Annotated in this window: 23 protein-coding genes; 20 read left to right on the top strand and 3 right to left on the bottom strand. The window is 39.5% G+C overall.

The window, feature by feature from the left end:
- Positions 1–202: 202 nt before the first annotated feature.
- The 12 genes from deoB to IGI38_RS22080 all read left to right on the top strand — a co-directional run bounded on the left by deoB (position 203) and on the right by IGI38_RS22080 (position 9,951).
- On the top strand, positions 203–1,375 hold the full coding sequence (deoB, locus tag IGI38_RS22135; protein WP_438734057.1) for a phosphopentomutase: 1,173 nt from the start codon (positions 203–205) through the stop codon (positions 1,373–1,375).
- A 26-nt stretch (positions 1,376–1,401) separates the two neighbouring features.
- Positions 1,402–2,220 (top strand): purine-nucleoside phosphorylase, encoded by an 819-nt coding sequence (locus IGI38_RS22130; RefSeq protein ID WP_438734056.1) that lies wholly within the window; start codon positions 1,402–1,404, stop codon positions 2,218–2,220.
- 156 nt (positions 2,221–2,376) lie between these two features.
- The gene (gene deoD, locus IGI38_RS22125; protein ID WP_438734055.1) at positions 2,377–3,081 is read left to right on the top strand and encodes a purine-nucleoside phosphorylase; all 705 of its coding nucleotides are present in this window, start codon (positions 2,377–2,379) and stop codon (positions 3,079–3,081) included.
- 221 nt (positions 3,082–3,302) lie between these two features.
- On the top strand, positions 3,303–3,929 hold the full coding sequence (locus IGI38_RS22120) for a ketohydroxyglutarate aldolase (protein WP_438734054.1): 627 nt from the start codon (positions 3,303–3,305) through the stop codon (positions 3,927–3,929).
- A 15-nt stretch (positions 3,930–3,944) separates the two neighbouring features.
- The gene (locus IGI38_RS22115) at positions 3,945–4,424 is read left to right on the top strand and encodes a PTS system mannose/fructose/N-acetylgalactosamine-transporter subunit IIB (RefSeq protein ID WP_438734053.1); all 480 of its coding nucleotides are present in this window, start codon (positions 3,945–3,947) and stop codon (positions 4,422–4,424) included.
- Positions 4,425–4,443: 19 nt separating this feature from the next.
- Positions 4,444–5,193 (top strand): PTS mannose/fructose/sorbose/N-acetylgalactosamine transporter subunit IIC, encoded by a 750-nt coding sequence (locus IGI38_RS22110; RefSeq protein WP_438734052.1) that lies wholly within the window; start codon positions 4,444–4,446, stop codon positions 5,191–5,193.
- The gene (locus IGI38_RS22105) at positions 5,190–6,026 is read left to right on the top strand and encodes a PTS system mannose/fructose/sorbose family transporter subunit IID (protein ID WP_438734051.1); all 837 of its coding nucleotides are present in this window, start codon (positions 5,190–5,192) and stop codon (positions 6,024–6,026) included. The genes IGI38_RS22110 and IGI38_RS22105 overlap by 4 nt, the downstream gene beginning before the upstream one ends.
- Positions 6,027–6,038: 12 nt before the next feature.
- Positions 6,039–6,980, top strand: a complete 942-nt coding sequence (locus IGI38_RS22100; RefSeq protein ID WP_438734050.1) for a phosphoglycerate dehydrogenase — start codon at positions 6,039–6,041, stop codon at positions 6,978–6,980.
- A gap of 14 nt (positions 6,981–6,994) precedes the next feature.
- Positions 6,995–7,402: a PTS sugar transporter subunit IIA gene (locus tag IGI38_RS22095; protein WP_438734049.1), complete on the top strand. Its 408-nt coding sequence runs from the start codon at positions 6,995–6,997 to the stop codon at positions 7,400–7,402.
- Positions 7,403–7,420: 18 nt separating this feature from the next.
- On the top strand, positions 7,421–8,305 hold the full coding sequence (gene dapA / locus IGI38_RS22090; protein WP_438734048.1) for a 4-hydroxy-tetrahydrodipicolinate synthase: 885 nt from the start codon (positions 7,421–7,423) through the stop codon (positions 8,303–8,305).
- Positions 8,306–8,401: 96 nt separating this feature from the next.
- A complete protein-coding gene (locus tag IGI38_RS22085) occupies positions 8,402–9,475 on the top strand; it encodes a PucR family transcriptional regulator (RefSeq protein WP_438734047.1) in 1,074 nt (357 codons plus the stop codon).
- A complete protein-coding gene (locus IGI38_RS22080) occupies positions 9,475–9,951 on the top strand; it encodes a PTS sugar transporter subunit IIB (RefSeq protein ID WP_438734046.1) in 477 nt (158 codons plus the stop codon). Before IGI38_RS22085 ends, IGI38_RS22080 begins: the two co-directional genes overlap by 1 nt.
- 4 nt (positions 9,952–9,955) lie before the next feature.
- Here the strand turns inward: IGI38_RS22080 and IGI38_RS22075 are convergent, their stop codons facing one another.
- Positions 9,956–10,903: an IS30 family transposase gene (locus tag IGI38_RS22075; protein ID WP_438728510.1), complete on the bottom strand. Its 948-nt coding sequence runs from the start codon at positions 10,901–10,903 to the stop codon at positions 9,956–9,958.
- A gap of 113 nt (positions 10,904–11,016) precedes the next feature.
- On the opposite strand from IGI38_RS22075, the gene IGI38_RS22070 reads away from it, so the two are divergent.
- The 4 genes from IGI38_RS22070 (at position 11,017) to IGI38_RS22055 (ending at position 14,664) form a co-directional block, all read left to right on the top strand.
- Entirely contained in the window at positions 11,017–11,601 is a 585-nt protein-coding gene (locus tag IGI38_RS22070; RefSeq protein WP_438734045.1) for an SIS domain-containing protein, read from the top strand.
- Positions 11,602–11,655: 54 nt separating this feature from the next.
- Positions 11,656–12,369, top strand: a complete 714-nt coding sequence (locus IGI38_RS22065; RefSeq protein WP_438734044.1) for an HAD family hydrolase — start codon at positions 11,656–11,658, stop codon at positions 12,367–12,369.
- Positions 12,370–12,522: 153 nt separating this feature from the next.
- Positions 12,523–13,263 carry an alpha/beta fold hydrolase gene (locus IGI38_RS22060; protein WP_438734043.1) on the top strand — a complete coding sequence of 247 codons (741 nt, stop codon included), beginning with the start codon at positions 12,523–12,525 and terminating at the stop codon, positions 13,261–13,263.
- Between the two features lie 213 nt (positions 13,264–13,476).
- Complete coding sequence (locus IGI38_RS22055; protein ID WP_438734042.1) at positions 13,477–14,664, top strand: iron-containing alcohol dehydrogenase; 1,188 nt, start codon at positions 13,477–13,479, stop codon at positions 14,662–14,664.
- Between the two features lie 67 nt (positions 14,665–14,731).
- Here the strand turns inward: IGI38_RS22055 and IGI38_RS22050 are convergent, their stop codons facing one another.
- A complete protein-coding gene (locus IGI38_RS22050; protein WP_438734041.1) occupies positions 14,732–15,742 on the bottom strand; it encodes an acyltransferase family protein in 1,011 nt (336 codons plus the stop codon).
- A gap of 115 nt (positions 15,743–15,857) precedes the next feature.
- On the opposite strand from IGI38_RS22050, the gene IGI38_RS22045 reads away from it, so the two are divergent.
- From IGI38_RS22045 to IGI38_RS22035, 3 genes are all read left to right on the top strand, one after another.
- Positions 15,858–16,730, top strand: a complete 873-nt coding sequence (locus IGI38_RS22045) for an alpha/beta hydrolase fold domain-containing protein (RefSeq protein ID WP_438734040.1) — start codon at positions 15,858–15,860, stop codon at positions 16,728–16,730.
- 67 nt (positions 16,731–16,797) lie between these two features.
- Positions 16,798–17,412, top strand: coding sequence for a TVP38/TMEM64 family protein (locus IGI38_RS22040; protein WP_438734039.1), 615 nt, complete (start codon positions 16,798–16,800; stop codon positions 17,410–17,412).
- 74 nt (positions 17,413–17,486) lie between these two features.
- A complete protein-coding gene (locus IGI38_RS22035; RefSeq protein ID WP_438734038.1) occupies positions 17,487–18,440 on the top strand; it encodes a Gfo/Idh/MocA family protein in 954 nt (317 codons plus the stop codon).
- Positions 18,441–18,876: 436 nt separating this feature from the next.
- Here IGI38_RS22035 and IGI38_RS22030 read toward each other — a convergent pair whose 3' ends face one another.
- The gene (locus IGI38_RS22030) at positions 18,877–20,385 is read right to left on the bottom strand and encodes a helix-turn-helix domain-containing protein (RefSeq protein ID WP_438734037.1); all 1,509 of its coding nucleotides are present in this window, start codon (positions 20,383–20,385) and stop codon (positions 18,877–18,879) included.
- Positions 20,386–20,806: 421 nt separating this feature from the next.
- Between IGI38_RS22030 and IGI38_RS22025 the strand changes: the two genes are divergently transcribed.
- Complete coding sequence (locus tag IGI38_RS22025; protein WP_438734036.1) at positions 20,807–22,285, top strand: amino acid permease; 1,479 nt, start codon at positions 20,807–20,809, stop codon at positions 22,283–22,285.
- Positions 22,286–22,623: the final 338 nt, after the last annotated feature.

The following is a 22,623-nucleotide window of genomic DNA, read 5'->3' as shown; positions in this document are numbered from 1 at the left end:
AAATGATTTCCTTACTAGTGAGCTAGCTGCATTCCTCATTTTGGGGGTATAGCAAAGACACTTAATAGCTTTTATTTTACGGAACACAAGCAACCCAATATACTGGAAGTGGCACTAGTTTCAAACAGAAGCATCGTTAAATCATGAGCGGGAGTTTCTGCTTGCTCATTTAGATATAAATCAATAGAAAGAGGGAATAGAAATGTTTAAGCGCATTCACTTAGTCGTTATGGATTCTGTCGGTATCGGAGAAGCACCAGATGCTGAAAAATTTGGAGATGTTGGTTCAGATACATTAGGTCATATTGCTGAAAAAGCTGGATTGAATATTCCGCATTTGGAACAGCTTGGTCTTGGAACGATTCGTCCGTTGAAAGGTGTTAAGGATGTAGCGGATCATGATGGTTACGCTACGAAATTAGAAGAAATTTCTGTGGGTAAAGATACGATGACTGGTCATTGGGAAATTGCTGGCTTGAATATTCAAACACCATTCCGTGTTTTCCCAGAAGGTTTCCCGCAGGAATTGCTGGACAAAATCTCTGAATTTTCTGGTCGCGGCATTATTATGGGCGCGAATAAGCCTTATAGTGGTACTGAAGTAATCAAAGATTTTGGCGAAGAACAAATGAAGACAGGCGATTTGATCATTTATACTTCTGCTGACCCTGTATTGCAGATCGCAGCACATGAGGAAATCATTCCGTTAGAAGAATTGTACAAGATTTGTCAGTATGTTCGTGATATTACTAAAGACGATCCTTATATGATCGGCCGTATTATTGCTCGTCCTTATCTAGGGGAACCAGGCGACTTTACTCGTACCAGCAACCGTCATGACTATGCCCTTGATCCCTTTGGCAAAACTGTTTTGGATTCATTGAAGGACAATGGCAAAGATGTGATCGCAGTTGGTAAGATTAACGATATTTTCAACGGACAAGGGATCACAGATGCGGTTCGGACGAAGAGCAACATGGATGGCGTCGACAAGCTATTAGACGTAATGAAGACTGATTTCACTGGGTTGAGCTTTACGAATTTAGTTGATTTTGATGCATTGTTTGGTCATCGCCGCGATGTTGTTGGTTATGCTCATGCAATCGAAGAATTTGATTTACGGCTTCCAGAAATTTTAGATGCGATGCAAGAAGATGATCTGTTGATGATCACTGCCGATCACGGAAATGATCCAACCTTTGCAGGAACAGATCATACGCGTGAGTATGTGCCGTTCTTGGTTTACAGCAAAAAAATGGCGGAACAAGGAAAGTTACCGCAAGGCTACTATTCAGATATCGCTGCGACGATCGCGGAAAACTTCGATGTACCAGCAACTGAAAATGGCGAAAGTTTCTTAAAATTATTGAAATAAAAAATACTCAGAAAAAGGAGCATTTTATGACAGACTTACAGGACAAAATTCAACAGACGGCTAGCTACATTCAGGACAAAGGGGTTGCGGATGTCGCGTTTGGTTTGATTTTAGGGTCAGGACTAGGCGAATTAGCAGAAGAAATCGAAAATCCAGTAGTGATCCCTTACAATGAAATCCCGCATTTTCCAGTATCAACCGTAGTTGGTCATGCTGGACAATTAGTTTATGGCAGCCTAGCGGAAAAAAATGTTTTGGCGATGCAAGGCCGTTTCCATTATTATGAAGGAAATACGATGGAGACAGTAACATACCCCGTTCGTGTTATGGCTGCACTAGGCATTCATTCAGTAGTCGTAACAAATGCAGCTGGCGGCGTGAATGAAGGCTTCCAACCAGGCAATTTGATGTTGATCACGGATCATATCAATTTCATGGGAACCAATCCATTGATCGGTCCAAATGATGAAAACATGGGGCCGCGCTTCCCAGATATGAGTGCAGCTTATACGAAAGAATATCAAGAAAAAGCACGAGAAGTTGCGAATAAATTAGCGATTGACCTGCAAGAAGGTGTTTATCTTGGCATGACTGGACCAACTTATGAAACACCAGCAGAAATTCGGATGGCGCGAACGATCGGTGCGGATGCGGTCGGTATGTCGACTGTTCCAGAAGTAATCGTAGCGGCGCATAGCGGACTGAACGTTTTAGGAATTTCTTGTATCACCAACTTAGCGGCTGGTATGCAAGCCAACTTGAATCACGCGGAAGTTGTCGAAACGACTGAACGTGTGAAAGAAGACTTCAAGAAATTAATCAAAGAAACATTGGCAGTACTTTAATTCATTCGTAGGAATAAGGATGCCAGTCCAACTTTTCGCAGTTGCCAGTTCTACTTCTTGCTTCAGCAAGAATAGTAGAATGGTCTGCGTACGAGAATCGTTTGAATTTTTACGTTAGAAAAATTCATAACTTAAATAGGAATAAGGAGGAATACAATGAGCGTTCATATTGAAGCGAAGCAAGGTGAAATCGCAGATAAGATTTTATTGCCAGGAGATCCGTTGCGGGCAAAATTTATCGCGGAGAATTTTTTAGAGGATGCAACATGCTATAACAACGTGCGAGGCATGTTAGGCTATACAGGAACTTATAAAGGTGAACGAGTTTCTGTTCAAGGTACAGGGATGGGGATGCCTTCAGCTGGTATCTACGCGCAAGAGCTGATCCAATCTTACGGCGTAAAAAAATTAATTCGTGTAGGTACATGTGGAGCATTGTCTAAAGATGTTCACGTTCGTGATCTGATCATCGCACAAGGCGCGGTGACTAGTTCATCTATGGTGAAAAAACATTTTCCAGATTTCCATTTTGCACCGATCGCTGATTTTGATTTGATGATGAAATCTTATGAAGTGGCGATGGAAAAAGGCTTCACCACTCATGTTGGCAATGTGTTGTCAGAAGATACTTTCTATAAAGATGATTTGGCACCAACATTCAAATTAGCGGAATATGGTGTCTTGGGTGTTGAAATGGAAGCTGCGATCTTGTATTACTTGGGCGCGAAATTTAATGTTCAAGCATTAGGTATCATGACAGTCAGCGATCATATGGTGACTGGAGAAGAAACGACTTCAGAAGAACGTCAAAATACATTTAAAGATATGATGTATGTTGGGTTGGAAACACTGATTGCTTAAAAATAGGACTAACGCCCTTTTTTGAATAGATTTAAATAATTTCACTACCTTCCTTATGAGAGTATTCGAACTCACAAAATAAGGAAGGTTATTTTGTGTAAAGAAAATACTTTGTACAAGTATGGTTCTAAAAAACAAAATATAGTCATTTTTTTTGTTTTTGAAGACCATATCAATATTTTTTATAACATGTAAGAATATGGACAAAGGAGATGAGTTACTTGAGAAAAATCACAACAACAAAATTTATGTATGATATCGGTGCTTTGGCAATTGTTCGAACAGAGACTTTTGAGCGGGCGTCTGAAATCGCTGAAGGCTGTATTGCAGGTGGCATTCCAGTTATGGAAATGAGTTTCACCTTGAATAATGCAGGGGAGATCATCCAACAACTAAAGAAAAAATATGGTGTTTCTTTATGTGTGGGTGCAGGGACAGTGTTAGATTCCGAGACTGCGAGATATGCAATTCTAAAAGGGGCGGATTTTATTATCTCTCCAAATTTTAACTTAAGTGTCGCACAGGTTTGTAACCGCTATCAGATTCCTTATGCACCAGGTTGTACAAGTATTACTGAAGGTGTGGACGCATTAAGTGCAGGGGCAACATTTATCAAAGCTTTTCCAATATCAGATTTTTATGGAAACCAATTAGTTAAGGTCTTTAAAACGCCAATTCCAGATATGCCAATCTTAGCTAGTGGTGGAATCACTTTAGAAAATTTAGATCAATGGATGGAAAATGGGACGGATATCTGTGGATTTGGCTCTTTACTAACTAAGGGTACATCAAAGGAAATCGAATATAATGCAAAAAAAATCGCAGAAATTATCAAAGACTATAGATAGAAAGAGGGAAAAGTAATGATTGCATTAACACGAGTAGATTTTCGCTTGATTCATGGACAAGTGATTACACGTTGGCTGAAGCAATGTGATATCAACGAAATCGTAACAGTCGATACCGAATTAAGCAAGGATACGTTCATGCAGGATGTGTTCAAGATGGCTGCACCAAAAGGAGTGAAGATTAGTGTAGTTTCTTCGGAACAAGCAGTTGCGGTACAGGAAAAAGGAGGGTTAGATAAAAATCGTGTATTGCTATTGTTCAAGAGTGTAAAAGAATTATGTTCCACTGTGGAAAAGGGATTGCAGTTAGAAGAGGTTCAAATCGGTGGTTTAGGTGGAGGGCCTGGCAGAAAAGCTGTAAATAATGCCATTACTCTAGATAGAGCCGATGCGGATCAATTGCTGGATTTAGAGACAAGGGGGATCAGCGTTTATTTTCAAACAACGCCAGATTATCCTTCTGAAACATTGAAAAATGCAGTAGCAAAACTATAAAAATGAAAAGGAGATTGTCATGGTTATTCAATCAGCGTTAGTAGGACTTATTTATTGGATCGCAATGGGAAGGGCGCAGTATTTCTTCTCTTTTGCTTTTCGTAAGCCGGTTGTTTTAGGCGTATTTATTGGGTTAGTTTTTGGGGATGTTCAGCAAGGACTATTGTATGGAGCAACGATCCAACTGATTTACATGGGTGGGATCGAAGCTGGAGGAAATATTCCAAGTGACCAAGCATTAGCTGCATGTATCGCCATTCCGGCGGCTTTATTAAGTAATTTAGATGCGAATGCTGCGGTGGCATTAGCTGTTCCTTTTGGTGTATTAGGAGTATTGATCAACAATGTGCGTCGTACGTTCAACTCTTTTTACAATACGCGAGCAGATAAATTAATTGAGGAAGGCAAATATGATCAGCTGTCCTTGTATTCATTCTTGATTCCGTGGCTTACAAATGGCATCTTATATTTTACTCCGGTATTCATTTCAACATTATTTGGAGCAAATGTCGTCAAAGCGTTTATCAATGTGATTCCTGAATGGTTGATGAATGGTTTGTCCAATGCCGGTGCAATGCTTCCAGCTTTAGGATTTGCGTTAACACTAGTAGTTATGGGTAAGAAGCAATATTTACCATTCTTTGTTTTAGGTTTTTTCGCCTATTCAGTAATGGGCTTTTCGATGCTGACAGGTGCTGTCTTCGCTGTATGTATTGCGATGATCAGTTCTTTATTCAAACAAACTTCTGATGAGGAGGATTACGCATGAGCGAAGTAGGTACAGTTTCAGAAAAAAGAGTTACTCGCATGGATTTATTCAAAGCTTGGTGGAAATGGACATTGGCAGTGGAAGTTCCCGTAAGTTTTGACCGGATGCAAGCGTTGGCTTTCAGCTATTCTTTAAATAAAATTTTGCAAAAAATCTATAAGGATGATCCTGATGAGCTGCAAGCTTCGATGAAGCGTCATGTTCAAATGTTTAACACCAACTGTGATTGGGGAAGTGTCATTCACGGAATCATCATTTCACTGGAAGAGCAACGTGCGATGGGAAATGAAGAGATCACACCTGAGATGATGGAGTCGTTGAAAATTGGGTTGATGGGTCCTTTAGCTGGGATCGGTGATAGTGTGGATCAAGGAATCGTTGCAACAATCCCACTAGCGATTTTTGTTCCGATGGCATTGGAAGGATCTGTATTAGCTGCTTTTATTCCAGGACTGATTTATCTTGCATGGTCTTACGGCTGGTCATGGTTCTTATTTAACAAAGGCTATTCATTAGGTAAAAACTCGGTTATGACGATTCTACAATCGGGAGCGATCAAGAAGGTTATCGATATTGCGAGTATTGTAGGCTTATTCATGATCGGTTGTCTATCGGCTGCTTATGTCAAATTTGAGACGATTTTAGAATTTGTGAGTAAAACGGAAACAGTTTCTGTTCAGGAAATTTTGAATGGGATGCTGCCAAATCTTCTGCCATTCTGTTTAGTAATGGCCATGTATTTCTACATTATTAAAAAAGGACCGAAGTATTTAAACATTATTCTTGTAACGATGGCATTAGCTATTTTACTGACGTTCTTAGGAATCATTTAGAGGAGGGGCTAGATGAAAGTCTTAATAACACCACGAGGGTTTGCCGCTTATGGTTTAGATTATGTGGAGAAAATGCAGGCGGCCGGCTTAGAGGTTCACTACAACGATACTGGATTAGCCTATTCGCCAGAAGAATTTGCCAAGCTTGCTAAAGATGCAGATGCAATCATTGTAGGCGTAGACAAAATGGATCGAGCATTGATCGACAATTGCTCGAAATTAAAGGCGATTTGTAAATTCGGTGTGGGAACGGATAACATCGATGTCGCGTATGCGGAAAGTAAAAATATCTATGTAGGCAGAACGATCGGTTCTAATTCGAACGCGGTAGCCGAGCATGTGATGAGTTTTATCTATTGCGAGTCGAAAAATCTATGGACGACGATTCGTGAGGTGAAGAATCATGGGTGGGCAAAACCCACAGGCTTTGAAGTGCGGGAGAAAGTATTGGGGATCATCGGTTTTGGGGCAATTGGAAAACAATTAGCCAAACAAGCAGTAGGCGTAGGCATGACTGTCCAAGTAAATGATGTGTTCGATATTCCAACAGAAGTATTAGACGAGTACCAAGTTGAAAAAGTCGAATTGGAACATTTACTGGAAAGTTCAGATTATATCTCGCTACACCTACCATTAATCAATAATACCAAAAATATGATCTCAACAAAAGAATTTAAAAAAATGAAAAACAACGCCTGTTTATTGAATGCTGCAAGAGGCGGTATCGTAGATGAACAAGCGTTGTATCAAGCATTGAAAACAGGAGAAATCAGAAGTGCCTGCTTTGATGTGTTCAGTACAGAACCACCAGCGGAAGACGAGCCGTTGTTGGATTTGGATAATTTCTTATTGACCTCTCATACTGGAGCACGAACCGTGGAATCAGAAAAACGGACCTGTGAATATTCATCAAGAATTATTATGGAACAATTACAAGTTGTATGTCACGAATGAAAAGAGGAAACGAAATGGCGAAATTGAACATCATTGTAGCAACACACGGGCAGTTCGGTGAAGAGTTGGTAAAATCAGCAGAAATGATCATCGGATCAACAGAAAATGTCTATAATCTATCGCTGCTTCCTGAAAAATCTTTTGAGGATTTTTATCAAGAAGCACGGACGCTTTTTGAACAAATCGAAGGACCGACCATTGCTTTAGTCGATTTATTTGGCGGAACACCATCCAATGTTTTGACTGCGTTGACGAAGCAATATGAACATAAAGTATTAAGTGGGGTTAATTTACCTTTGCTGATCGAACTATACATGAAGGGCATGACCGCAGAAAGTCTTGATCTGGATCAGGTCGTGCAAGATGGATTTAAGGTTTTTAACGAAAGCATGATTTTGACCAACGAACGGTTAGAAGTCTAGAAAGTAGGAGGAATCAGCATGTTTGAAGGAATCATCACTCCGATTGTCACTCCGATAAATAGAGATGCAGCAGAGAGTTTAAATTTAGAAGCAATGAAACAATTGGTCGATCATTTGATCGAAAAAGGGGTATCAGGCATTTTTCCATTAGGTAGCAATGGGGAATTTCATGTTTTAAGTAATCAGGAAAAAATGGATTTTGCAAAAGCGGTGATTGCACATGTTGATGGGCGTGTCCCAGTTTATGTGGGTACCGGGACTTGTTCGACTACCGAAACGATCCAGTTATCGAAACAAGCAGAAGCACTCGGGGCGGACGTACTATCGGTGATCACTCCCTATTTTTTGCGGCCGACAGATGAAGAGTTGATCCAGCATTATACACAAGTCGCTGCTAGTGTGAAAATTCCCATCATTTTATACAATATCCCAAAAGCTACCGGAGTGAATATCTCTACAGATGTATTGAGAGCACTGGGCAAGGTTGAGAATATTTGTGGAATCAAGGATAGCAGCGGGGATTTAGATAATTTGAAAGGGTATATCGAAGCAGTCAAAGGGAGCGATATCAACGTATTAGTTGGTTCAGACTCTAAAATTTTAGCAGGATATCAGCTAGGAGCAACGGGTGCGATTGCAGGAACAAGTAATTTGATAACTGAAACTTTAGTGGATTTAGACCATGCTTATCATGCAAGTGATTTTGAGAAAGCTCAAAAACTACAGCAAGATATAGAAGAACTGCGAAATGTATTACCATTAGGAACTGTTCCTTCGATATTGAAACGAGCGATAGAAATGGCCGATATAGCAGATGTTGGTCCTGCAAGAAACCCGGTTCAAGAACCCGGTTTGCAAGCTGAAAATAAAATTAGAGATATGCTCACGTATTATAGTTTATAAGAGAAAATGAGTAGTTGACTTGGTTTTCGAGCAGTGAATGTATCTAACTGGACATATGGTATATTTAAATCAAAAATAGAATTTTTGGTGATCAAAATGAAACTAGGGAAAATTTTTAAAGAGTTCATTCATGTAGTTCAAGAAAACCCCGACTATATCATTGGGTTACTGAACGAAAAAGGTAGAATAATATCGTGTAGTTTGGAAGAAAAAATTGATGAGAAAGTGGCGATTGACGGCAATGCCCCTGATCATCGAATATATAAAATTGTTGTGTCCAATCGTCAGTATGGCTATTTATGGATCAACGGACCTAATCAAGCCATTGACGTTGTTGGAAAACTGCTTTTTGACTCCTTGAAAACCCGGATTCAATATGAGTTGAATCAAAAATCTGCTAAAGAAATCCTTTCGGTAGATGATAAGTTGATCAAGGAATTTTTAAATGAGGAGCAATTCAATTATAGGCAGATGGAAGAGTTGATGGTAAAAATCAATTTTGATCAATCGCTTCCTCGAATACCAATCTATATCATTAATGAAGAAAAGTTTGACAAGGAAGAAATTACTGGATTGAAATATAAAATCAATGATAAGAATACAATCTATTCTTTATTGGACAAAAACTATTTATTAATTTATAAATCACTGCCTAAAAAAACAGAAAAAAGTACAACAGAATATTTGAACGAGTTCATTCAAGAGATGATCGAATGGGGATTGTCAGATTGCTATTATACTGTTGGATCGATTCAAGTGGATATCGATTTATATAGCTTCAGTTATCAGAACTGCCTTTGGCTACGTGAGAATATTTCGTTGAAAAAAGATGAACCGGTCTATTTTGAGGATCATTTATTTTCTTATTTCACAATGAATGCTACAAGGAAGCTTACCTCGAATGTTTTTGATTATTATAAAAAGAAAACAGAACAGTTGGATGTAGGGGAATTTATCCAAGTTGTTGATCAGCTTTATGCGAATGATTTCAGTGTCAAGAAAACATCTGAACGACTGTTTCTGCACAAAAATACTTTACTATACAAAATAAAACGTTATGAGGAACTATTTAATTTGGATATTCGGGGAAGTTTCCAAGGGAAAATGATGATTTATAGTTTGGCAAATTTTCTAAAAAGCCAAAGTAGAAAGCAAGTGGGTGAAAAGTAATGAGTGTGAAAATCAAATTAGTTCGTGTAGATAATCGGTTGTTGCATGCGACAGTCGCATTGAATTGGAACAGCTTTGTGAATGCTAATTTTATCGCAGTAGTCGATCCTACTCATGTCGATGATCCTTTTCTTGCAAAAGTTCTACAGCTAAGTTTTCCGAAAAAGAACGGCGTTGGAATCTTTTCAGTCGATCAGCTGATTGAGTTTCTCCAGAAAGATCGGGAAGAAAAGTGTAACCTTATGATCATCTTTAAAGATTTGGAAGTATTAAAAGAAGCGATCGATAAAGGCTTTGAAACTTCCGAAGTTCAACTACCTTATCCTGCTAGCAGAGTAATGATCAAGCAATTGGATGCTTACTATAGTACTGAAGAAATCAAGGCTATTCGCTATGTTCAGAATCAAGGCACGAGATTTTTCTTACAAACTGCACCTTATGATTCAAAAGATTATTCTATCTTTAAACAAAGCTGAATTGTCAAATTAATTGCAACATTTCTTCTTGAAAGACTTCCCAACAATTTTTCCAGTTCAATGTTTTTTTAGGACGCATATTTATCTTGCGTAATGCTTCCTGTTTCTCCGTAGGGGTTACCTTTGAAAAATCAGTTCCCTTAGGGAAGAATTCTCTAAATAAACCATTCCCATTTTCGTTAGATCCGCGTTGCCATGGGGAGTATGGATCACAAAAATACATAGGTACGTCTAAATCTTTCTCAATTTCTTTCCAGCAAGAAAACTCTTTCCCACGGTCGACCGTAAAGCTTAAAAATGCCTTGTGACTCCCTAGGTCTTGCACAAAAGCTTTAATCGCTTGTGCCATTGACTTCGCGGTACGATCCCTCATTGAGATCGCCCAATAAAAGCGTGTTTTCCGTTCAATAAACGTTGCTTCGCAGGCTTTACTTTCCCCTCTGCTAGAAACAACTGTGTCCAACTCCCAATGTCCAAATTCTTCTCGAGTTGACACAGAAGCTGGGCGTTCATCAATGGTATGCCCTACAGTCATTTTGCCTCGTGCCTCTTCTTGTTTTTCTTGTCTTCTGCCTTTATGTCTCAGACACTGTTTAGACACATTAAGAATACCGGCATAGAGCCAATTGTAAATGGTTTTGAATGAAACTATTTGACGATCATTCGCAATTTGTTCAGGGGACCAGCTGTCTTCAAGATCACATTCAATCTGATAAGCGAATTCAGAAGTCCATTTGGACTTCGCACCACAGGCACTGCGCTTCATTTCCGCATCTAATTGCGCATTGTCGGCATTATAGATCAAATCTTCGGGTACTCGTTTCAACTCACGATCAATCGTTGTTCGGCTAACACCAATTCTGTCCGCTATTTCTTGAATACTCTTGGCATCATAAATCATCGTCTCTATACATTTTCGATTATCTCGTGTAAGCTTTTTGTGTGAACCCATCAAAATCACTCCTAGTAGTTTGTTATCCTAAACTCATTTTACTAGAAATTTTTGATGGGTTCTTTGTTGCGATTAATATTACAATTCAGCCAAACAAAGAAAGATGGTTGATTATGATAGAAAAATTTGAACAAACTATAAAGAATGAGATTAATGAGTTATTTGATACACTTGATTATCAAATGCTAAATAATGCGAAAGAATTGATTTTAGTTTCAGAAAACAAAGGAGGTCGAGTTCACGTAACCGGGATCGGCAAGCCGTCTTATGTTTCTGGTTATATTGCTTCTCTACTTTCTTCTACCGGAACCCCGGCCTATTTTTTAGATGGAACAGAAGCAGTACATGGATCGAGTGGTCAAGTGAAGGAGGGAGACGTAGTAATTGTAGTCTCGAATAGTGGTGAAACTGCGGAGCTGTTGTATACAGTTCGAACAGTGAAGACTAATGGCGCTAAAATCATTGGTGTATCTAAAAATCGTGGGTCTTCTTTGAGCCAATTGTCAGATATTTGTTTATGTACAAGCACCAAAGAAGAGGGTGATGATTTGAACAAACCACCTCGTGCATCAATTATCAAACAAACTTTGTTGTTACAAAGTTTATCAATTCTTTTGCAAAAAGAACGAAATTTAAGTCCTGAAGATTATGTTGCTTGGCATCCAGGTGGAGCGATTGGCGAGTCATTAGGCGCATAAAAAGAAGGATCTGGCGATGTCGTCAGATCCTTCTTTTAGAATTAGGAGGGAAAAATGATCAAAGCGATTGTGTTTGATTTGGATGATACTTTGTATCGACAAGAGCTTCCAGTTATTGCAGCCATAAAAACAGTTTTTCCTCAGCTGATGGAGAAAGACTTGAGTAAATTCTATAAGTTATTTCGAACAATTAGTGATCAACTCTATGAACAAACAAAACAGAAAAATAAAAATTCAATGCTTGAAGTAAATAGGCTTCGCTTAGCAAAAACAATGGAAACAAGTTTCGGATTGAAAATAAGTGATGATTTAGTTGTGTCTTTTGAATCAGAATATATTCAGCAGTTGAATCAGATTTGTTTAGCGATTCCCTTAAGAAATGTACTAAAAAAATTGACAAAAACCTATAAATTGGGGATTATTTCGAACGGTTATCCTCAGCGTCAAGAATTAAAACTTGAAGCACTTAAAATTAAGGAAGTTATCCCAAATAAAAAAATATTAATTTCTGGAAAAGTAGGTATAGAAAAGCCCGATCGACGAATATTTGACCGAATGGCTCAAATATTAACAATTCATGAAACGAGAGAAATCATCTATGTCGGAGACAATTATAAAAATGATGTTATGGGAGCAAAACAAGCTGGCTGGAAAACATGGTGGTTCAATCATCAACAAAGGCCAATACCTGAAGGAGAAATAAAAATGTACGATAAAGAAGTCCGTTCTTTTGATGATTTAATTAGTGAATTGTCACTTCTTCTTTAAACGGATAATACGATTTAAAACTAGTTATAAATTTTTTCCATTCTTCTGATATTCATAAAAATCTTTGTTTTTACTTTACTAAGGGCGTTTATTTTTACCCTTTCATACTTTATTCGGTACAATAAGTTTAATAGTAAATTATGGAGGTCAACGATGAAAGTTGTTGTACGTAAACGCACGGTAGGGAATATTCCATTGCTTGAAGTCGTCGCAGAAGATAAAGTATATGAGCCCTTGCCGCTGATCATTTATTATCATGGCTGGCAAACGGCAAAAGAATTGGTTTTGACGCAGGGCCGGAAATTGGCGGCGAAGAATTTTCGAGTGTTATTGCCTGATGCGGCGAATCATGGCGAACGTAAAATGAAAACTTCCGAGATTCCCTCACTGACTTTTTGGGACAGCATCCAAACGAACCTGTACGAGTTTGGGTATCTAGTCGATTATTTTGAAAATCTTGGATTGGTGATGGGAAAAATTGGTGTCGGCGGTATTTCCATGGGCGGAATCACGACCTGTATGCTATTGACACAACATCCGGAAATCAATGTAGCGGCCTGCGTGATGGGGTCTCCTGCACCGATTAAATATCGCGATCGGATCAGTATGCATGCTGGCGAGTTGGGTTTTTATTTGCCGAAGGATTATGGTCAGCTGACCTCGTGGTTGGAGGGTTATGATCTATCCATTGCCCCAGAAAAAGTCGCGGGACGTCCGTTGTTCTTTTGGCACGGGACAGAGGATGAGAAGGTTCCGTACCAACATACCGCAGATTTTATTGAGGCGAACCCGCAGGATAACATCACTTTTATCAGTGCGAAGGAACGACATTTTGTTCAGATCGCGACGATGGATCAGATCACAGAATTTTTTTCGGAGCATTTAGGCGGCTAAATTTTTAATTTTCAAGCAGCAGGTGTAAAGCAAAACTAAGAAATTAAGGAAAGTTAGTTTCATTCTGAAAAATTTTGGCTTATGATAAATGGATACAAGGAAACAGAGATGTCCGTTCCATTTTTCGCAGTTTGGGTTGTAATAAAATTAAAGCTCAAACCGCTAGTGGAATGATATACGGCATGAGGATAAGAATAGGGAGGAAAACTAGTAATGGAGAATTTTGATTTTCATGTAACGACGGATATTCGTTTTGGGAAAGATCGCTTGGCTGAATTGCCAGAAGTACTGAACCAATTTGGCAAGCGGGTGCTGATCGTGTATGGTGGCGGCAGTATCAAGAAAATCGGTTTATTTGATAAAGTGATGGAGCAGCTGAAGACAAATGGGAATGAAGTCTTTGAATTAGCCGGCGTAGAGCCAAATCCGCGAGTTGAAACGGTACGTCGCGGTGCAGATATCTGCCGGAAAGAAGCTATCGATGTGATTTTAGCAGTTGGCGGCGGTTCAACGATTGATTGTGCCAAGGTTGTAGCGGCGGCAACAAAATTTGACGGAGATGCGTGGGATTTAGTATTACAACGTCGGAAATATCAAGGCGGCGCATTGCCGTTAGTAACGATCTTGACCTTGGCTGCGACCGGCAGTGAGATGAATAGCGGCGCGGTAATTTCTAATTTGGCAACACATCAAAAATTAGGTACTGGCAGTAAAGCGATGCTGCCAAAGGTTTCTTTCTTAGATCCGCAAAATACGTTTAGTGTGAACAACTATCAAACAGCCGCAGGCTCGGCGGATATCATGAGTCATTTGATTGAAAATTACTTTAAGCGCACGGAAGGGACAGACGTACAAGATTCTGTTTCTGAAGGCTTGATGCGTTCAACGATCAAAAACTGTCCGATCGCCTTGAAGTATCCTGAAGATTACGATGCTCGTGCAAACTTGATGTGGGCAAGCACGCTGGCTTTGAATGGATTGACTGGAAACGGCAAACCGGGTGCTTGGTCTTGCCATCCGATGGAGCATGAATTGAGTGCTTTTTACGATATTACTCATGGCGTCGGTTTAGCGATCTTGACGCCGCGTTGGATGGACTATTGCTTGAATGATGAAACGGTCGATAAATTCGCGAATTTCGCATGGAATGTCTGGAACGTGGAAGAAAAGGTTCCAATGCTGGCGGCTCGAATTGGTATTCAAAAATTATACGACTACTTCAAAGCATGCGGCATCCCAATGACTTTGCCGGAAGTGGGTATCAACGAAGAGAAATTTGATGAGATGGCGAAACAAGCTGTTGAGCATAGTACGATCAAAACAGATGCTTTCGTTCCATTGGATGAAGCGGCTGTCAAAGAGATCTACACTGCTTGTTTAACAGAAAGCAGCTTTGAGTAAAAAAATTTATGGCAACGCTCATTTTACGAAGTTGCTCCAATTTTAAATAGAACGACAAAACGACGACTCATGACGAGTCGTCGTTTTTATTTGGCATAATAAAATGTAAAATCCGGGCAAGTGTTTTTTGCAGAATCTCTGAAACTTTTGGGTGGGACAGCAGATAGGTGATGAAGCCGCTGCCGGCCACTAAGAGAATCAAATGAAGCACCGGATTTTTTTCAAATTGTGTGAATTCGACTAATGGCGCCACTAGGTAAACGTGGAGCAGGTAAATTGCCAAGGTTCGTTGTCCCCAGGTTGTGAAGAAATGAGGCTTATTGTTGACCAAGGCTAGAAAGACAAAGATAAACGCAAATCCGATCATGTATAAAAAGATGATCGTTAACAAGTTTTGCAGTAAAGGAACGGGAAAGAACGCATAGGCCCGATCTCGCCATAAAAGTTCTGGCGGCAAATTGTTCTTTGTCCAAAAATAGGCGTTAACGATACCAAAGAGGATAATACCAAAGCTAATCGTTTTTCTAAAAGGAACCTTGCGAATTCTAGCGACATGCTCGGGTGTAGTAAAATATCCTGCTAAGAAATAAGGCAGGAAGCCTAACGTTCGCGCCATTGCCATATACGTGCCAAATTCGGTCAAAAAACCAGAAAAAATTCCGATAATAAAACTTAAAATTAAGATTCGCCGAACTTTTACGAGGTCTGGTAGCAATAAACGCCAGATAAACATACAATATAAATACCAAAGGGTCCATCCAGGACTTAGGATCATGAATTGATCGATTTTACCGATGGCCAACATAATCAGAGTTAAAATTATATTTAACAACAGGTAAGGCACTAGAAATGTTTCCACCGCGGTGGAGCGGCCTTTGGCTAATTTTTTTGAGAAATAACCAGAAATAAAGATAAAAACGGGCATATGGAATAGGTAGATGAAGACATAAAGAAATTCACCGACCTTGTTATCCAAACGAAAATATTCCAATGCGTGTCCCAAGACCACAAGTAGAATCAAGATGCCGCGAATATTATCGTAAAGGTATTCGCGATTCGGTTTTGTGATTGTGGACACCTCCTTCAGATTCCGTTATGCTTAAGAAGCAGACTGCAATGGCCTACCTTGTCTATTGTAGCATGAAAAGTCGAGTTCTATGCGATTATATGGGAAATATTTGGAGGATACAGCGATGCGCTATTCAGCAAAATTTGTAAAAAATGTTTTCAAAGTAATCAATATGAAAAAACTTGTGGGAGCAACGATGGTCGATCCGCCGAAGCGCCGACGTCTAATTAGTCGTCAACTTTCGCAAACGGACATCCCGCAAAAAATTTCGGAAATCGACGGTCATCAATTGATCACGTTATTTCCTGGGCATCCGACGAGACGTCATGTCTTTTATTTACATGGCGGGGGCTATGCTTTAGAGGCTTCTCCGTTTCACAAGGAGATCCAAGAACGTTTCGTCAAGCGCTATAATCTAAAAGTAAGCTATTTTGACTATCCTTTGGCACCAGAGAATACAGCGGATAAAACCGTGCCTTTGACAGAGAGGGCATTTAAACAATTAACGTATTTGTATCCCGATGACTGCTTTTTCTTATTTGGTGATTCCGCAGGCGGCGGATTGGCAATGAGTTTGGCTCAGCATCTGCGCAATATCGAGCTGCCCAAACGGCCTAAAAAAATTGCGCTAGCATCGCCTTGGTTGGATGCTTCGTTAAGTGATCCGCGTTCACAAGAACTTCAAGAAAAAGATGTACTATTAGAAAAAGATTTATTGGCGGAAGCGGGGGAGAACTATGCCGGCGAGTTGCCATTGACTGATCCGATGGTTTCCCCGATTTATGGAAACTTTGATGAACTTGGTGAATTATTAGTAGTTGCCGGAACAGATGAAATTTTGTATCCTGATGTGCTGCGTCTGGAGGATCGGATCAAACGCAGTCATGGAACTACGATGCGTTTGGAAGTGGTGGAAGGGATGATGCACGATTTCGTCGTTTATCCATTGAAAGAATCACTTCCGTATGTTGATCAAATCGGCGAGTTCTATCAGTAGAACAATCGGATCTTAGATAGAAATAAGTTAAACTAATACAAATAAATCACCTGATAGGAGGGGAAGGATGAAGCAACAAACGAAACAACGTGCGACGTGGCAGCAGAAAGTGATCCAAGTACTGCCGGTCATTGGTTTGGCAGCGTTTATTCTTATATTGATCTATACACGGCGCTCTGGTATGTTCAGCTCTGTGGCGGATCTGCAGCACTTTATTAAAAATTTCGGGAATTTTGCCATTGCAGCGTTCATCGTTGTACAGGCGATCCAGCCGATCATCCCTTTCCTGCCTGGCGGTTTCGCGACGATCGTAGGAATGCTGATGTTTGGCAATATCCCTGGTATTCTATATAGTTACATCGGACTGGTGATTGGAGAAATCGGGCTGTTCCTATTAGTTCGGCGCTTTGGTCCGAAGTTTGCTCGTCTGGTTCTATCAGAGAAAAACTTTCAGAAGTTTGAGGCCTCCCTACAGAATCATACACAAGACATCAAAAAATTATTGATCATTTGTTTTATCTTCCCGTTCTTGCCAGACGACTTAACTTGTCTAGTTGCGGGGATGACCGATCTTTCTTTTCGTGAGTATCTGAAGATCATTATGATTTTTAAACTTTGGTCTGTCGCAGTATATGGTTACTTTTGCTTATTCGTTTTGAACAAAACATTTGCAGGTCTCTAGATAAATGAGAATAATAAAGAAAAAGAACTGGTTTTTTAAATCAGTTCTTTGCTATTTGCTTAGGAGGAATTGAAATGATTCGTTACGGAATTTTAAGTACAGCTCAAGTGGTTCCGCGTTTTGTAGCGGGAGTAAAAGAAAGTCGTGACGGTGTCGTAACAGCGATCGCTTCACGAGGAATCGAAAAAGCGCAAAAGATGGCGCAGGAATTAGATATTCCCAATGCGTTCGGCAGCTATGAAGAACTGTGTCAATGTCAGGATGTCGATATTGTTTATGTAGCAGTGTACAATAAAGCTCATTATGACGCGGCAAAATTGGCTTTATTGAATAATAAGCATGTCTTATTGGAGAAGCCTTTTACTATGACACGTTCACAGGCGGAAGAGTTATTTTCACTAGCTAAAGAGCGTAATCTTTTTTTGATGGAGGCGCAAAAGGCATTGTTCTTGCCGATTACCGAGCAAATTAAGCAAGTGATCCAAGCCGGAAAAATCGGTGCAGTCCGCTGGTTAGATTCTGTTACGACGTATCCCAATATTGATCATATTTCCTGGTTTCGTGATCTGAGTGCAGGGGGCGGTGTTTTTCGAGGCGCAGGAACGTATCCGTTGGAATATATGCAGCACTTATTAGAGGCTTCCCCCAATGAGTATAAGGGAACGCTAGTTTTTCCTGAGGGGCAGTCGGATGCACAGGCGCAAGCAACATTGAATTTTCCAGATGGGGTGGTAGGAACGATCTTTTTGACTGTGGATCTGGATTTGCCGAAACGAATGATTGTCTATGGAGACAAAGGAAAAATCACCATTCCGGATTTTTGGAAAACCGATGTCGCTGAGATTGAATACACGGATGGCCAAACAGAAAAACTGCACAGCCGACAAAAGAGCGAATTTGTTTTTGAGGTCGACCACGTAAATGAGTGTCTGAAGCAGGGCCGCTTAGAAAGTCCGGTCGTAACGAAAGAATTGACCTTGAAAACAGTAACGATCACTGAAGCAATTTATAAGAACTATCAAAAATGATTGTCAAAGACGAAGCTAGTGTGCTATAGTTTGTCTCATGCGACGAGTCGAGTGGATCTGATTTTAATGATCCTTCGATACCAGAGGCACAAAGACGCAAGTCACCTGTCGGATTTCAGGGTGTCGGAAAGAAGCTTAGTGGACGAAGAACCTTTCTATCAATTTTTTTGATACTGGTGAAGCCCCTCTTAGAATTTATTCTAGGAGGGGCTTTTTTTGTTTGCCCAGCATGAGCAAACAAAAAAGACGATCGAATATGTCGGTCGATCGTCTTTGGTAGTTAGTTTGATTTTGGAAAGAGAAACTAACTGAGGTCAGTATAGCATAAAATTATTTTTTAGATCTGGCGTGCTTTGCTAGTTGAAGCGTTCGTGAAAGGATTAGTTGCTTGATTTGGGCGAAAAGTCAGATTTGTGTTTCAAATGTCTGCGTAATTTTAGTTTGATTGCAGGTTCTTATTTTTCTCGATCATAATTTTACGAACCATCGCTTGGAAGTTTTTCAGGTCGTCATATTTATCTTTGCATTCCAAAAAGAGGATCGGTTTGTTTTGATTATTTTTGATCGGGAAAAATTTGTTTGTACTGATAATCAAATCAACGGATTCATCTGCTAGCAAAAAGCGGTTAGGATCAACAAAATTTAGTTTGACGAGTCCGCCGGTACTTTTTCTAAAGAATTTTTTTAACCAAATCGAATTGAACTCGCCTTTCGAATCATCGATGAAAATCGACAATTCATATTCTGTCATAAATTCATTGGCAATACTTAAAGCAGCGTAAAGAAAGATCGCATAATCAAGCTGCGAATAAATCAAGCTGTTTCGCGGACAGATGGTTTCAAAACGCAGGCGAAGATTTCTTTGCACGATCTCCATATCATCAGGATAAAGGTTGTGATGCTCGCCGATTGGTACATAGTTATAGAAGCTTTTGAACAGCAAACGTGTGTGAATGACATACAATTCCTTTTCCAATTCATCGTAATCAAAATTAAATTGATTGAAGAGCAGGCCAATATTTTGGATAAAGAATTGATTGGCTTGGTAAATATTCGAATCGATTTCTCGATGGTATTTTTTTAGTTCTTGGAAGAATTTCGTGTTTCGATAAAAGACCATTTTTGATTGCAGGAATAATAGCATGAAATAGAGCTCGTCTTTGAAATTCGCATAGGCTGAAACATTCTCCTCCGTAATAAAATGAAAATGCTGCACGAATTTGTTGCCAATAAGGATCGATTCGACTGGCAGCTCATTGTTTTCGATTTTATGATCAGAGAGGTAGCGGATCAAGGTGATATCCACTAAATAATCATATTGAAATTTAGTAATGGGATCGATTTGATCTGAAAGTAAAAAGCTGAGCTTCTCAAATATAAAGTTTTTCTCTGTTGAATTTTCGATGTTGAAGGGATGACCATAGCCACCATACAGCTGCCAAAAGAAGCTCAAAAAGAACAGACGAATTGTAGGTTCCAACCCAGATAAAACCAGCTCTCCATTGCGAATGTGAAGATCGATATCGACCCTTTTGAGGAAATCTCGAACTTCATAAACATCTTTTTTTAAAGTGGAGTAGCTTAAGTTGTATTTATCCATCAGAGTATCCATTGTATTCTCTGAATTTAACAATAGCCCTTCTATTAAATCGATTTTGATCGAAATATGATAGATCGCCAAGGATAGTTCCTTGTTTTCAGCATAATTCGTCTGAACAATGCGGTAGTTTCGATCTAACGTGACGAGGGGAGCTGTTCCGACTTTTTCCTTAACGTCGTCGGAGAGTGCGGCTAGCCGTTCCAAATACTTGACTGTTGTTCGTTTTTCAAAGCCGATTTGCGTTGAAATTTCATTGATATCGTGAAAACCAGGGGTTTCTTTTAAATAGGTATAAATAGAAAACAGGGCCTGACTTTCAAAATCTAGTAGTAGATCAATGCTCATAAGGTAACACTCCTTCAACTTCAATAGTATAGACGGTCATCATTAAAGGAGGACTAAGCACTATGTGAAAGTTGATTTAGAGATGTCTGCGAGGATTCTTTTTTGAGGACGCTTTATTTGTGAAATACTATCATTTGCTGAGAAAAACACCCTCCGCAGTCCAAAAGTTTGCGCTGATTTTAGGCACAATTTAAACCTTTCTGATTTTTTCTTAAAAAGCGTGTGCAAGAAGTTCTAAATTAACGGATGGACTAGTGATTATCAAAGGATTTCTTCCATTATGATGGCAGGATTTATTTTAATAATTGTTCTAATAGAGGGCTGGAACGTGGTTTGACTTTGAATTTTTTAAGGCTAATATGATGGCTGTAGTTCGGAAGTGCGCACTTCGATTGCAATGAATTTAAAGGATGTGTCACAAATGAATAACGAAGAGAATAACGCCTCTTTGAACGATCATAACCAGCTTACGGGTGTTCAATTATTCTCAATGACTACTTCAATGGTCATGACTGTATACGGATTCGCAGCCTTTGCTAAACAAGGACCAACAGCTTTGTTCTTCCTATTCTTAGCAGGTATTCTATGGTTCATTCCCGTAACGCGCTCCGCTGGTGAAATGGCTTCAGTCGATGGTTGGAGCAAAGGCGGGATCTTCACTTGGGGTCGTCACATGTTAGGCGAACGTCTTGGTTGGTCTGCACTGTTTTATCAATGGATTCATATTACAGTTGGTATGTGTACCATGATGTATTTCATCATTGGTTGTTTATCAATTACCTTCGATGTACCAGTTATCAATACAAACCCATTGTTCAAATTCATCATTATGATGGTTATCTTGTGGGGGTTGATCTTTGCGCAACAACGAGGAACAAAAATCACAGGGAAAATCGCGCAATGGAGTTTCACGATTGGTGTTATTATTCCAGTCTTTCTACTATTGTTCTTAACGATTGCTTATTTAGTTAAAGGCAATCCAATGCTGATCAAAATCAATCCCCACACGATCTTGCCATCAAGCTGGAGCGGAAATGTATTAGTTGGTTTTGTTCCATTTATTTTAGCCTTTGCGGGTGCTGAAGGATCAGCTACTCACGTAAAAGACTTAAAGAAACCGTCTGTTTATCCTAAGGTAATGATGGCTTTAGCGGTTTGTGCAATTGCTTCTGATATTATCGGAACAATTTCAATCGGTGCCACGATTCCAAATGCCAAGATCCAATTAAGCACTGGTATTGTTTATGCTTATGGGGCTTTGGTTCAACAATTCCCATGGATCAATGTTGTCTTCATTGAACGGTTGATTGGATTGTTGCTTGCGATCGGTATCATCGGTGAAATCAGCAGCTGGGTCGTTGGACCTAACGCTGGGATGTATGAAGCAGCTAAAGAAGGCTATCTGCCAGAACGTTTTGCTAAAACCAATGCTTACGGCGTTGAAACAAACGTTATGATCTTGCAAGGTGTGATCGTTTCTATCATGGCTGCACTACTAACTTTCGGTGCCGGCGGTGACAAATCTAACCTTTCATTCCAAACAGCGATGAGTTTAACTGTTGCTTTGTATACCTTAATGTATATGCTGATGTTCGTTACTTATTTAGTCTTAGTGTTCAAACATGATGATTTGAATCGGACATTCCGAGCAGCTAAAACAAAAGTAATGCGTGTCATCATGGGTGTTCTAGGTTTAGTTTTATCAGCTTTCGGGTTCGTCGTAACCTTCTTCCCGCCAGCTGCCTACAACATGCAACAAAAACATACGTATCTGACGTTACTATTAACAGCGTTTATTGTCGTGTTCTTCATTCCATTGATCATGTATCTTTTCCATGGAAATTGGACCTTGCATCATCATGACAAATCAGGAAACGATATGCATCATCAAGCGCATTAAAAAATAGGTAGATGAAAGTATAGGAAACAAACTCATTTTTCAAAAGAAAAATGATTACATTAATACGACTAAGGATGTCAGTTCCTCTTTTCGCAGTGTATTTGATACGAATGGAAATAAAAAAATTTCTAACATAAGGCGCGAGAAGTATAGAGAAATGATATACGGTATGAGAAACAAACTCATTTTTCAAAAGAAAAATGATTACATTAATACGACTAAGGATGTCAGTTCCTCTTTTCGCAGCGTATCTGATACGAATGGAAATAAAAAAATTTCTAACGTATGGCGCGAGAAGTATAGAGAAATGATATACGGCATGAGAAACAAACTCATTT

Origin of the sequence: Enterococcus sp. AZ128, from assembly GCF_051714485.1 — a bacterium.
Taxonomy (GTDB): Bacteria; Bacillota; Bacilli; order Lactobacillales; family Enterococcaceae; genus Enterococcus_A.
The sequence above is the reverse complement of the archived record's forward strand: the minus strand, read 5'-3'. Positions and strand labels throughout refer to the sequence as shown.

What these genes read in the sequence shown, in the direction of transcription:
- IGI38_RS22085 (WP_438734047.1), top strand. Translation starts at nt 8,402, where the DNA reads ATGAAACTAGGGAAAATTTTTAAAGAGTTCATTCATGTAGTTCAAGAA.
- IGI38_RS22080 (WP_438734046.1), top strand. Translation starts at nt 9,475, where the DNA reads ATGAGTGTGAAAATCAAATTAGTTCGTGTAGATAATCGGTTGTTGCAT.
- IGI38_RS22110 (WP_438734052.1), top strand. Translation starts at nt 4,444, where the DNA reads ATGGTTATTCAATCAGCGTTAGTAGGACTTATTTATTGGATCGCAATG.
- IGI38_RS22055 (WP_438734042.1), top strand. Translation starts at nt 13,477, where the DNA reads ATGGAGAATTTTGATTTTCATGTAACGACGGATATTCGTTTTGGGAAA.
- deoD (WP_438734055.1), top strand. Translation starts at nt 2,377, where the DNA reads ATGAGCGTTCATATTGAAGCGAAGCAAGGTGAAATCGCAGATAAGATT.
- IGI38_RS22130 (WP_438734056.1), top strand. Translation starts at nt 1,402, where the DNA reads ATGACAGACTTACAGGACAAAATTCAACAGACGGCTAGCTACATTCAG.
- deoB (WP_438734057.1), top strand. Translation starts at nt 203, where the DNA reads ATGTTTAAGCGCATTCACTTAGTCGTTATGGATTCTGTCGGTATCGGA.
- IGI38_RS22025 (WP_438734036.1), top strand. Translation starts at nt 20,807, where the DNA reads ATGAATAACGAAGAGAATAACGCCTCTTTGAACGATCATAACCAGCTT.
- IGI38_RS22035 (WP_438734038.1), top strand. Translation starts at nt 17,487, where the DNA reads ATGATTCGTTACGGAATTTTAAGTACAGCTCAAGTGGTTCCGCGTTTT.
- dapA (WP_438734048.1), top strand. Translation starts at nt 7,421, where the DNA reads ATGTTTGAAGGAATCATCACTCCGATTGTCACTCCGATAAATAGAGAT.
- IGI38_RS22040 (WP_438734039.1), top strand. Translation starts at nt 16,798, where the DNA reads ATGAAGCAACAAACGAAACAACGTGCGACGTGGCAGCAGAAAGTGATC.
- IGI38_RS22105 (WP_438734051.1), top strand. Translation starts at nt 5,190, where the DNA reads ATGAGCGAAGTAGGTACAGTTTCAGAAAAAAGAGTTACTCGCATGGAT.
- IGI38_RS22100 (WP_438734050.1), top strand. Translation starts at nt 6,039, where the DNA reads ATGAAAGTCTTAATAACACCACGAGGGTTTGCCGCTTATGGTTTAGAT.
- IGI38_RS22095 (WP_438734049.1), top strand. Translation starts at nt 6,995, where the DNA reads ATGGCGAAATTGAACATCATTGTAGCAACACACGGGCAGTTCGGTGAA.
- IGI38_RS22065 (WP_438734044.1), top strand. Translation starts at nt 11,656, where the DNA reads ATGATCAAAGCGATTGTGTTTGATTTGGATGATACTTTGTATCGACAA.
- IGI38_RS22060 (WP_438734043.1), top strand. Translation starts at nt 12,523, where the DNA reads ATGAAAGTTGTTGTACGTAAACGCACGGTAGGGAATATTCCATTGCTT.
- IGI38_RS22045 (WP_438734040.1), top strand. Translation starts at nt 15,858, where the DNA reads ATGCGCTATTCAGCAAAATTTGTAAAAAATGTTTTCAAAGTAATCAAT.
- IGI38_RS22070 (WP_438734045.1), top strand. Translation starts at nt 11,017, where the DNA reads ATGATAGAAAAATTTGAACAAACTATAAAGAATGAGATTAATGAGTTA.
- IGI38_RS22075 (WP_438728510.1), bottom strand. Translation starts at nt 10,903, where the DNA reads ATGGGTTCACACAAAAAGCTTACACGAGATAATCGAAAATGTATAGAG.
- IGI38_RS22115 (WP_438734053.1), top strand. Translation starts at nt 3,945, where the DNA reads ATGATTGCATTAACACGAGTAGATTTTCGCTTGATTCATGGACAAGTG.
- IGI38_RS22030 (WP_438734037.1), bottom strand. Translation starts at nt 20,385, where the DNA reads ATGAGCATTGATCTACTACTAGATTTTGAAAGTCAGGCCCTGTTTTCT.